Here is a 10,688-nt window from a genome sequence, read left to right as displayed (position 1 = left end):
ATATATAATTAAAGTCATTGCATTAATTTACTATTTTGGGTTAATGATATTGAATTCCATCTGCATCCTCCGCATTCCCTCCTGACAGATTTTTTATTTTCTGGCAAATGAAATGTTTTGCTGAAACGGTTTTAGTTCACAGATATTTACCCCTTTCAGACTCAATCAATTATCCATTGATAAAGATCAACTTAATTATATTTGCAGAGTTACAAACTATTAACAGAATATCCTTCATCTTTTTTCAAAGTGCAGGTGTGTTGGCTGCTCTCACTTACTCTAATCACTTACTTATGTAAGTTCATCGGGGTTCTTTCGTTTGCGGCCGTCCTGCATTTCGAAATCTATTGGATATAAGACCATGCTTTTTATAGGGATATACCCATCATTAGTATCGGGTATGTGAACAATATAATAATAATGACAGGGGAAAAAACATGCTTTCCCAGCATGGCGTTAACCGTCGTGATTTTATGAAGCTTTGTGCAGCGCTGGCTGCCACCATGGGTCTCAGCAGTAAGGCTGCCGCAGAAATTGCCAATATGGTCGGTTCACCACAACGGCCACCGGTCATCTGGATTGGTGCTCAGGAGTGCACCGGCTGTACCGAATCACTGTTGCGCTCAACGCATCCCACCCTTGAGAATTTGCTGCTCAGTGTTATCTCAATGGAGTATCACGAAGTGCTGTCAGCAGCATTTGGTGAGCAGGCGGAAGAGAATAAGCACCGCGCTATTGAACAGTATAAAGGGAAGTACATACTGGTGGTGGATGGTTCTATCCCACTGAAAGATGGTGGGATTTACTGCATGGTGGCGGGCAAACCTATTGTCGAGCATATTCGCGAAGCGGCGGAACATGCGGCAGCTATTATTGCCATCGGCTCCTGTTCTGCCTGGGGGGGCGTGCCAGCCACTGGTGGCAACCCGACCGGCGCGGTCAGCTTGCAGGATGCACTGCCGGGTAAAACCGTGATTAATATTCCCGGTTGCCCACCCAACCCCCATAACTTCCTGGCAACCGTCGCTCATATTATCACTTTCCAGCGCCCCCCTGCGTTGGATACCAAGAACCGTCCTACCTTTGCCTATGGCCGTCTGATCCATGAAAACTGCGAGCGTCGCCCGCACTTTGATGCCGGTCGTTTTGCCCGTCAGTTTGGTGATGAAGGGCATCGTCAGGGCTGGTGCCTCTATCACCTTGGTTGCAAGGGGCCGGAGACCTACGGTAACTGTCCAACGCTGGAGTTCTGCGATGTTGGTGGTGGCATCTGGCCGGTCGGCATCGGTCATCCGTGCTACGGCTGTAACGAAGAGGGGATTGGTTTTACCAAAAGCATTGCTCAATTAGCCAATGTCGAAAACCCAACACCACGCGCTGAAAAACCACAGATCCATAATGCGGAAGGTGGCAAGGTTTCTACTACCGCCACCGCGTTGCTGGGTGGGGTGGTGGGATTGGTTGCCGGTGTCAGCCTGATGACGGTGCGTGAGCTGGGGCGGCAACAGAAGCAGCGCCGTAAAGATGACGATCACTCATCGCGGGAGGAATAGCCGTGAACCGACGTCACTTTTTCAAATTAGCCTCGGGCGGTGTCTTGCTGGCGGGACTTTCCCCCAGCAGTAAAGCTGAGGTCCAAAACCGACCACCGATCCCCGGTGCGCTTGGCATGTTGTATGACTCGACGTTATGCGTCGGTTGTCAGGCGTGTGTCAGTAAATGCCAACAGATTAATCACAGCGAGTTTGCCGCGCACGGTGAAACCTACGCCGGTGGTGATGCTATCTGGTCAAACAACGACAAACTTAGCCCCTATACCAACAACATTATTCAGGTGTGGACCAGTGGTGCAGGTATCCATAAAGATCAGTTGGAAGATGGTTACGCCTATATCAAAAAGCAGTGTATGCACTGCGTTGATCCCAACTGTGTTTCCGTCTGCCCGGTCAGCGCACTGCGCAAAGATGCCAAAACCGGCATCGTTCACTATGACCCGGATATCTGTACCGGCTGTCGCTATTGCATGGTTGGCTGCCCGTTCAATGTGCCGAAATACGATTACGATAATCCCTTTGGCAAGATCCATAAATGTGAGTTGTGTAATCAGAAAGGGGTGGAGCGGCTCGACAAAGGCGGCTTGCCTGGTTGTGTTGAGGTGTGTCCGACCGGGGCGGTGATATTTGGTACCCGTGAAGCGTTGCTGTCAGAAGCCAAACGGCGGCTGACGTTAACACCGGGTGAGAACTATCGCTTCCCGCGTCAGACACTCAGTGCCAACGACACCTACGAGCATCCGGTTGCCCATTATGATCCGCACGTATACGGCGAAAAAGAGGGCGGTGGTACGCAGGTGTTGGTACTGGCGGGTATTCCGACCGAGAAACTTGATTTGCCACCGTTGGCAGAACTGGCAACCGGTGCGCGTTCGGAGCATGTTCAGCACACCCTGTACAAAGGCATGATCCTGCCGCTGGCGGTACTGGCCGGTGTGACGGCGCTGGTGCATCGCAATACCCGCGATGAGCGCAAAGACAGTGATGCTGACACGCACGATAAAAAGGACGGTCCAGATGACGATGCATAAATCCAGTCCACTGGGTGGGCGGCTGGTCAGTTGGCCGGTGATGCTGCTAGCGCCTTTTGTGGTGTTATGCGCGCTGCTGATAGTTAAACGTTTGGTGCTCGGGCTGGGTTCAGTCAGTGATTTGAACGGCGGCTTCCCATGGGGGATCTGGATCGCTTTCGACTTATTGGTGGGAACCGGTCTGGCCTGTGGCGGCTGGGCGTTGGCCTGGGCGGTTTATGTCTTTAACCGGGGCGAATATCACCCGCTGGTGCGCCCGGCGCTGTTAGCCAGTTTATTTGGTTATGCGCTGGGGGGATTGTCGATCACCATTGATGTTGGCCGCTATTGGAACCTGCCTTACTTCTTTATCCCCGGTTACTTTAACGTCAATTCGGTATTATTCGAAACCGCCGTCTGTATGACCATTTATATAGGTGTAATGGCGCTGGAGTTTGCCCCCGCACTGTTTGAACGCCTCGGTTGGAAGGTTTCGCTCAAGCGGCTGAACAAAGTGATGTTTTTCGTCATTGCACTGGGTGCGCTGCTGCCGACTATGCATCAGTCCTCAATGGGTTCATTGATGATTGCCGCAGGTGCGAAGATTCATCCGCTGTGGCAAAGCTATGAAATGTTACCGCTATTTTCATTGCTCACCGCCGCCATTCTGGGCTTCTCTATTGTCATCTTTGAAGGCTCTTTGGTGCAGGCTGGACTGCGTGGGCGAGGTGCCAATGAAACACCGCTGTTTACCCGGCTGACCACCATTATCGACCTATTCCTGCTGCTATTTGTCTTGCTGCGCTTGGGGGAAGTGGTAGTGCGGCACAAAATAGATTATCTGCTGCATTTCGACCGCTACGCTATCGCCTTTTGGGCTGAAATCGTACTGATGACTTTGCCGCTCATTATCTTCCGTATCCGGCGGGCCAGAGAAGACAGCCGCTTACTGTTTATTGGTGCGCTGTGCATGATTGCGGGCGCGGCGCTATGGCGGCTCAACTACTCGCTACTGGCCTTTAACCCCGGCGGTGGCTACAACTACTTCCCAACCACCAGTGAAATCCTGATCTCAATTGGCTTCGTCGCCATTGAGGTCTGCGCCTACATTTTATTGATTCGGCTATTGCCGGTGCTGCCTGCTCACGGGCAATTACATAAGAATAATCAGACAGAGGTAAAGCATGAGCCAACGCATCACCATTGATCCCGTCACCCGCATTGAGGGACACCTGCGGATCGACTGCGAAATTGAGGACGGCAAGGTCATTAAAGCCTGGTCCTCCGGCACCATGTGGCGTGGCATGGAAGAGATTTTACAAGGCAATGATCCCCGCGATGCCTGGATGATTGTGCAGCGTATTTGCGGCGTATGCACCACCATCCATGCCATCGCCTCGGTGCGCGCCGTGGAAAATGCGCTGGGGATGGAAGTCCCGGTCAATGCGCAACATATCCGCAATTTGATTCTGGCCGCGCACAGCATCCATGACCATATCGTGCACTTCTACCAACTGTCGGCACTGGATTGGGTAGATGTCACCTCAGCGCTGCAAGCCTCGCCACAGAAGGCAGCCGCCATGTTAAGTGGCTTATCGAGCTGGCCACTGAACAGCGCGGAAGAGTTCAGCCGTGTACAACAGAAAATCAAAGACCTGGTGGCCAGTGGGCAGTTAGGCATTTTTGCCAACGGCTACTGGGGCCACCCGGCAATGGCGTTGCCACCAGAAGTGAACCTGATTGCGGTAGCTCACTATTTGCAAGCACTGGAGTGCCAGCGCGATGCCAACCGCATTGTGGCGGTATTGGGGGGCAAAACACCGCACATTCAGAATCTGGCTGTGGGGGGCGTTGCCAATCCAATCAATCTGGATATGCCAAGTGTGCTTAATCTGGAACGCTTGATGTTGGTGAAATCCTTCATCGACCGACTGGGCAGTTTTATCGAGCAAGTTTATAAGGTGGATACGGCGGTGATCGCCGCCCACTATCCAGGTTGGCTCAATCTGGGTAAAGGGGCGGATTACTATCTCAGCGTGCCGGAGCTACCGACCGATCGCAAAGGGGAGACTTTCCTGCTGCCGGGCGGCTATCTGGATAAGGGTACCTTCCGGCCGATTGCCAACCATAACGATCCTTATCTGATCAAAGGGATTGCCGAGAGCGGCAAACATGCCTGGTATCAGGATGACGAGCCGCTGGCACCGTGGGAGGGCAAAACCAACCCGAACTACACCGGCTGGCAGGAAGAGGGCAAATACTCGTGGGTAAAAGCGCCAACTTTCTACGGCAAAACGGTAGAAGTTGGGCCGCTGGCATGGCTGATGTGCGGTCTGGCGGCAGATCATGCACCGACCAAACAGCATTTCAGCGATATTGGCGCGGCCTATCAAAAATTAAGCGGGCAGGCTATCACTCAAGATCAACTGCCATCGACGCTGGGCCGCATCATTGGCCGCGCAGTGCATTGTTGTGTGCTGCATGAAACGCTGGCTCAGCAATGGACGGCGCTGGTGACCAATATCGGTACCGGCGATGTCGAAACCTTTATCAAACCGAATATTCCGTTAACCGGCGAAATTCGCGGTGTTGGCTTTGAAGAAGCGCCACGCGGCATGTTGTCGCACTGGGTGGTCATCAAAGACGGCAAAATCGCCAACTATCAGGCAGTGGTGCCCTCCACCTGGAACGCCGGCCCGCGTAACTACAATGACGAACCCGGGCCATACGAACAAGCGCTGGTGGGTACACCGGTTGCTGATCCGGCCAAACCGCTCGAAGTGGTGCGGACCATTCACTCATTCGACCCGTGTATGTCTTGTGCCGTACATATTGTTGATACAACGGGCAACGAAGTGACCAAAGTCAAGGTGCTGTGATGGGGATTTTGGTATTAGGTATAGGTAACTTATTACTCAGCGATGAAGCGGTGGGGGTACGTCTGGTTGAAGCATTGGAACAACGCTTTGAGATACCCCCAGGTGTTGAGGTGTTGGACGGCGGTACCGCCGGTTTAGAACTGATGGAAGCGATGGCAAACCGCGAACATTTGATTGTTGCTGATGCGGTATTCACCGGCCAGCCTCCGGGCAGTGTCGCGGTGCTGCATGATAAAGAGATACCGGCTATGTTCAGCCGTAAAGTCTCGCCCCATCAGTTAGGATTATGCGATGTGCTGATGGCACTGCAACTGACCGGTGAATCCCCGCGCCAACTGACATTGGTGGGCGTGGTGCCAGAATCTCTGGCGCCAGGAATTGGCCTGACACCGACGGTGATACAGGCGATGGAACCTGCGCTGGAACAGATTTTGGTCGCATTGCGCTTAAGCGGAATTACGCTCAACGCACGGGAGCAAAACCATGTCTGACTGCTTCGACGACACTGGCATTATCGGGCTGACGCAAAACCCGGCTCCTTTACTGGAGCAGGTTTTCAGCCAGATTGCCGCAGATGAGATGCGCGGCTTGCCATTCTACCGTGACCACATACCGCTACGCGCCTGTGGCTTTCAGTTATTTGAGCAGCAATGGGTGGGAGCGTTATTGACCCCGTGGATGCTGAGTTTAGTGGTATTACCGGGGCCGCAGCAAAGCTGGCCGCGCCGGGTGGTGGGTGAGCGCTTGATGCTGGCACTGCCATGCGGCACCATCAGTTTTACGCTCGGCGAAATAGCCGGTTGCGGCCAGTACCTGAGCCGCTCGCTGATGTCGCCATTGGACACTACGCTGCAAGCGGAACAGGCGCTGCTACTGGCAGAACAGAGCGCTCGCATGGTGCTTTCACTGCCCATTAGTAATGCTGATGCACCGGCTAATCCACGGCGGCGGGCGTTGTTTAGTCAAATGACAAATCAGCATGCATGAAATCAGTTTATGCCTCAGTACGCTGGAGCTGATTGAAACACAGGCCAGGCTTAACGGGGCCAAACGAATAACGGCGGTATGGCTGGAGATTGGTGCGCTCTCTTGTATTGAGGAGAGCGCATTGCGTTTTAGTTTTGACGCGGCCAGCCGTGAGACATTGGCAACTAATTGCCAATTGCATATCAATTATTTACCCGCACAAGCCTGGTGTTGGGAGTGTAGCGCCAGTGTTCAGATTGAACGGCACGATGCCGGGTGCCCGCATTGTGGCAGCCATGCTCTGCAAGTGGAGAGTGGTGACAGTTTGCAGGTAAAACAGATAGAAGTGGAATAATCCTGAAGGAGTGAATTCCTATGTGCACGACTTGTGGTTGCGCCAGCGGCGAAACAAAGATCGAAGGCGACGACAGTCACCATCATGACCACGACCATCATGATGATCATCATGGCCACCATCATCACGATGACCACCACCATGATGATCACCATCATGACCACCCCAACGATGCCCAACCGCAAAAGACTCAGCATAAACATAAATATGTTGCCAAAGGCACGCAGCCGGTCATTGTCCATCATCACTATTATTACCATCAGGGCGATGTTCATCATCACTACCACGGTAAAACGCCTGAACCGGTAGCGATACCGGAACCAGCTCAGCCGGAAGCTGGACCCTTTGCGCCACAAGTGCATGCCGATCAACAAGGGCTACATTACGGACAGGGCGAGGCTGGCAGCCACGCACCGGGCATGGGCCAGCGCCGTTTGCTGCAAATCGAGCAAGACGTGCTGAGCAAAAATAACCAGTTAGCTCACCATAATCGTGAGCATTTTGTCGAACAACATATTCTGGCGCTGAATTTGGTTTCCAGCCCCGGCTCTGGCAAAACCACGCTACTGACCTCGACCTTGCAACTGCTGGCCGGGCAAGTGCCTTGCGCGGTAATTGAAGGTGATCAGCAAACCACCCATGATGCCGAACGTATTCGCGCCACTGGTGTGCCAGCGATTCAGGTCAATACCGGTAAAGGCTGCCATCTGGATGCGCAGATGGTGCACGATGCGGCACACCGTTTAGCACTGGCTGATGATAGCCTGCTGTTTATTGAAAATGTCGGCAATTTGGTGTGTCCGGCCAGCTTTGATCTGGGCGAACGCTATAAAGTGGCAGTATTGTCAGTTACTGAAGGCGAAGATAAGCCGCTGAAATACCCCCATATGTTTGCAGCTTCCACCCTGATGATTATCAATAAAATCGATCTGCTGCCCTATCTGGATTTTGATATTGAACAGTGCATTGCCTATGCCCGTCAGGTGAATCCTGATATTCAGGTGATTGCGCTGTCTGCCAGTAGCGGAGAGGGGATGGATTTGTGGCTGGAATGGCTGGAGACACAGCGATGTGCATAGGCGTTCCCGGCAAAATTGTGGCGGTGGGTGAAGACATTCACCAACTGGCATGGGTGGAAGTGAGCGGAGTGAAGCGTGAAATCAATATCGCACTGGTATGCGATGATACCCCAGCGGCATTGCTAGGTCAGTGGGTGTTGGTGCATGTTGGGTTTGCCATGAGCCTGCTTGACGAAGAAGAGGCGCAACAGACACTGGCCGCGCTGGAACATATGCAGGCAGTTGGGCTGGATTGGGATGCCAGCGCTGCAAGCGAGGCACGTGATGCGTTACGTTGATGAGTTTCGTGATCCCGCATTAGTGAGCGCATTATTGCAACGGATCGAACAGTTATTGCCGCAGATCGCGGATCAACAGCGCTTGCCACTGCAAATTATGGAAGTCTGCGGTGGGCACACTCATGCGATCTTCAAATTCGGCCTTGATCAACTGCTGCCTGATGGGTTGGAGTTTGTCCATGGACCGGGCTGCCCGGTGTGTGTGTTGCCGATGGGCCGCATTGATAGCTGTTTGGAAATTGCCGCGCATCCTGAGGTGATTTTTTGCACTTACGGTGATGCGATGCGTGTGCCAGGGCGCAATGGTTCGATGCTGGATGCCAAACGGCGCGGCGCGGATATTCGCGTGGTCTATTCGCCGTTGGATGCACTGACGCTGGCACAGCATAATCCTGATCGCCAAGTGGTGTTTTTTGGCCTCGGTTTTGAAACCACCATGCCTGCCAGTGCCTTAACCCTGCAACAAGCCAAACGGCTCGGGTTGACCAATTTCACTGTGTTCTGCCAGCACATCACCATCATTCCTACCCTACGTAGCTTGCTGCAACAACCGGATGTGCGTATCGACGCTTTTCTGGCTCCCGGTCATGTCAGTATGGTGATTGGCACCACGCCATATGGCTTTATTTGCGACCAATTCCACAAGCCATTGGTGGTTACCGGTTTTGAGCCGCTGGATATCTTGCAGGGGCTGGTAATGCTGCTTGAACAGATGGTCAGCGGGCGTTGTGTGGTAGAGAACCAGTATCGGCGTATCGTGCCGGACAGTGGCAACTTACTGGCACAACAGGCACTGACAGAGGTTTTTGTTGCTAAAGCCAGCAGCGAATGGCGTGGTTTGGGGGAAATAGCGGATTCCGGCGTACAACTCAGCCCTGACTATACTGAATTTGATGCCGAATTACGTTTCAAACCGCAACAGCAGCGGGTGGCAGACTCTCCACGATCTCGCTGTGGTGATGTGCTGACTGGGCGTTGCAAGCCTGATCAATGCCCACTGTTCGGCGGTGAGTGTACGCCAGACAATGCCTTTGGCGCGCTGATGGTGTCATCCGAAGGGGCCTGCGCCGCTTATTATCAGTATCGATAACCCTTGGTATTTGAAGCTGCTGGGGGGAGCTGCGTTCGCTTACAGCGCCTACCTGCAACTCCAATAACTTTGGGTTATTAATAAGGTCACAACTAAATGAATAAGAAAGAGATTACTCTGGCCCACGGCAGCGGTGGCCGGGCAATGCAGAGCTTGATCGAATCACTGTTTCTGGCGGAGTTTTCCAATCCGGCGCTGAATGAACGGGAAGATCAGGCGCGTATCGCGCTGACGAATCTAACCGTACAGGGCGATCGGCTGGCGGTATCTACCGACAGCTATGTCATTGATCCGATCTTTTTCCCCGGCGGCGATATCGGCAAGTTGGCCGTGTGCGGCACAGCAAATGATGTGGCGGTCAGTGGCGCAACACCACGCTATCTCTCCTGCGGTTTTATTCTGGAAGAAGGTTTGCCGATGGACGTTCTCACGCGCATTGTGCAATCAATGGCGGCTACTGCGCGGCAGGCAGGGATTCAGATAGTTACAGGTGATACCAAAGTCGTGCAGCGCGGCGCGGCAGATAAGATCTTTATCAATACCACCGGCATAGGAGTGATCCCCGCAGATATCCATTGGGGAACCGCGATGATCCGTGCTGGTGATCGGATCGTTGTCAGTGGCACTTTAGGTGATCATGGCGCGACCATTCTGAACCTGCGTGAAGGGCTGGGGCTGGAAGCAGAGCTGGTGAGCGATTGTGCGCTATTGGCGCCGTTGATAGCTCCGCTGCGAGCTATTGCCGGGGTGCGAGCGTTACGTGATGCTACCCGTGGCGGCGTGACGGCGATCCTACATGAATTTGCGGCCGCCAGCGGTTGCGGCATGGAGATCAACGAGTCAGATCTCCCCCTGAAACCGGCGGTGCGGGGTATTTGCGAATTGCTGGGGCTGGATGCACTCAACTTTGCCAACGAAGGTAAGCTGGTGCTGGTGGTGTCACCAGAGGCACAAGAAGCGGTATTAACAGCGCTCCATAACCATCCACTCGGCCAGGATGCCGCCGTTATCGGGCAGGTGACTGAGAATAAACAAGTGCGCTTATGCGGTGCGTATGGTGTTTCGCGTAGACTGGATCTGCCTCTGGACGAGCCATTGCCCCGTATTTGCTGATCCCATTCGTCCTTGAAGCCGCAGGGGTGTTAGCTGCGTTCGCTCACCCGAATCACTGACTGATGTCAGCTCATCGGGATTTGCTTACTTGCTGCCTACCTGCAACTCCAATGACTTTTGGGAGCCTATTCGTCCTAGAAGCCGCAGGGGGTTAGCTGCGTTCGCTCACCCGAATCACTGACTGATGTCAGCTCATCGGGATTTGCTTACTTGCTGCCTACCTGCAACTCCAATGACTTTTGGGAGTCTATTCGTCCTTGAAGCCGCAGGGGGGTTAGCTGCGTTCGTTCACCCGAATCACTGACTGATGTCAGCTCATCGGGATTTGCTTACTTGCTGCCTACCTGCAACTCCAATGACTTTTG

Annotated in this window: 10 protein-coding genes and 1 pseudogene; all 11 read left to right on the top strand. The window is 53.4% G+C overall.

What is annotated here, in order from left to right; all coding sequences use genetic code 11:
• Positions 1–420 precede the first annotated feature (420 nt).
• The 11 genes and pseudogenes from hybO to hypE all read left to right on the top strand — a co-directional run bounded on the left by hybO (position 421) and on the right by hypE (position 10,323).
• Positions 421–1,553, top strand: a pseudogene (gene hybO / locus V2A85_RS18825) (hydrogenase 2 small subunit).
• A gap of 2 nt (positions 1,554–1,555) precedes the next feature.
• Positions 1,556–2,584 (top strand): hydrogenase 2 operon protein HybA, encoded by a 1,029-nt coding sequence (gene hybA, locus V2A85_RS18820; protein ID WP_050086541.1) that lies wholly within the window; start codon positions 1,556–1,558, stop codon positions 2,582–2,584.
• Positions 2,571–3,770 (top strand): Ni/Fe-hydrogenase cytochrome b subunit, encoded by a 1,200-nt coding sequence (gene hybB, locus V2A85_RS18815; protein WP_420072088.1) that lies wholly within the window; start codon positions 2,571–2,573, stop codon positions 3,768–3,770. The genes hybA and hybB overlap by 14 nt, the downstream gene beginning before the upstream one ends.
• Positions 3,748–5,442, top strand: a complete 1,695-nt coding sequence (gene hybC, locus V2A85_RS18810) for a hydrogenase 2 large subunit (RefSeq protein ID WP_372560529.1) — start codon at positions 3,748–3,750, stop codon at positions 5,440–5,442. Before hybB ends, hybC begins: the two co-directional genes overlap by 23 nt.
• Complete coding sequence (locus V2A85_RS18805; protein ID WP_083162463.1) at positions 5,442–5,933, top strand: HyaD/HybD family hydrogenase maturation endopeptidase; 492 nt, start codon at positions 5,442–5,444, stop codon at positions 5,931–5,933. The genes hybC and V2A85_RS18805 overlap by 1 nt, the downstream gene beginning before the upstream one ends.
• Complete coding sequence (gene hybE / locus V2A85_RS18800) at positions 5,926–6,429, top strand: hydrogenase-2 assembly chaperone (protein WP_372560531.1); 504 nt, start codon at positions 5,926–5,928, stop codon at positions 6,427–6,429. The genes V2A85_RS18805 and hybE overlap by 8 nt, the downstream gene beginning before the upstream one ends.
• Positions 6,422–6,763 carry a hydrogenase maturation nickel metallochaperone HypA gene (hypA, locus tag V2A85_RS18795; protein WP_420072087.1) on the top strand — a complete coding sequence of 114 codons (342 nt, stop codon included), beginning with the start codon at positions 6,422–6,424 and terminating at the stop codon, positions 6,761–6,763. The genes hybE and hypA overlap by 8 nt, the downstream gene beginning before the upstream one ends.
• A gap of 20 nt (positions 6,764–6,783) precedes the next feature.
• Positions 6,784–7,842 carry a hydrogenase nickel incorporation protein HypB gene (gene hypB, locus V2A85_RS18790; RefSeq protein WP_420072086.1) on the top strand — a complete coding sequence of 353 codons (1,059 nt, stop codon included), beginning with the start codon at positions 6,784–6,786 and terminating at the stop codon, positions 7,840–7,842.
• Entirely contained in the window at positions 7,833–8,120 is a 288-nt protein-coding gene (gene hybG / locus V2A85_RS18785) for a hydrogenase maturation factor HybG (RefSeq protein ID WP_083162471.1), read from the top strand. Before hypB ends, hybG begins: the two co-directional genes overlap by 10 nt.
• Positions 8,107–9,210, top strand: a complete 1,104-nt coding sequence (gene hypD, locus V2A85_RS18780) for a hydrogenase formation protein HypD (protein ID WP_420072085.1) — start codon at positions 8,107–8,109, stop codon at positions 9,208–9,210. The genes hybG and hypD overlap by 14 nt, the downstream gene beginning before the upstream one ends.
• Positions 9,211–9,306: 96 nt before the next feature.
• The gene (hypE, locus tag V2A85_RS18775) at positions 9,307–10,323 is read left to right on the top strand and encodes a hydrogenase expression/formation protein HypE (RefSeq protein ID WP_420072084.1); all 1,017 of its coding nucleotides are present in this window, start codon (positions 9,307–9,309) and stop codon (positions 10,321–10,323) included.
• Positions 10,324–10,688 lie beyond the last annotated feature (365 nt).

The organism is Yersinia sp. 1252 StPb PI (genome assembly GCF_048593885.1).
Lineage (GTDB): Bacteria > Pseudomonadota > Gammaproteobacteria > Enterobacterales > Enterobacteriaceae > Yersinia > Yersinia enterocolitica_E.
The sequence above is the reverse complement of the archived record's forward strand: the minus strand, read 5'-3'. Positions and strand labels throughout refer to the sequence as shown.

Excerpts from the sequence above, each read along its gene's own strand:
- hypA (WP_420072087.1), top strand. The coding sequence starts at position 6,422 with ATGCATGAAATCAGTTTATGCCTCAGTACGCTGGAGCTGATTGAAACA.
- hypD (WP_420072085.1), top strand. The coding sequence starts at position 8,107 with ATGCGTTACGTTGATGAGTTTCGTGATCCCGCATTAGTGAGCGCATTA.
- hybB (WP_420072088.1), top strand. The coding sequence starts at position 2,571 with ATGACGATGCATAAATCCAGTCCACTGGGTGGGCGGCTGGTCAGTTGG.
- hypE (WP_420072084.1), top strand. The coding sequence starts at position 9,307 with ATGAATAAGAAAGAGATTACTCTGGCCCACGGCAGCGGTGGCCGGGCA.
- hybC (WP_372560529.1), top strand. The coding sequence starts at position 3,748 with ATGAGCCAACGCATCACCATTGATCCCGTCACCCGCATTGAGGGACAC.
- V2A85_RS18805 (WP_083162463.1), top strand. The coding sequence starts at position 5,442 with ATGGGGATTTTGGTATTAGGTATAGGTAACTTATTACTCAGCGATGAA.
- hybE (WP_372560531.1), top strand. The coding sequence starts at position 5,926 with ATGTCTGACTGCTTCGACGACACTGGCATTATCGGGCTGACGCAAAAC.
- hypB (WP_420072086.1), top strand. The coding sequence starts at position 6,784 with ATGTGCACGACTTGTGGTTGCGCCAGCGGCGAAACAAAGATCGAAGGC.
- hybG (WP_083162471.1), top strand. The coding sequence starts at position 7,833 with ATGTGCATAGGCGTTCCCGGCAAAATTGTGGCGGTGGGTGAAGACATT.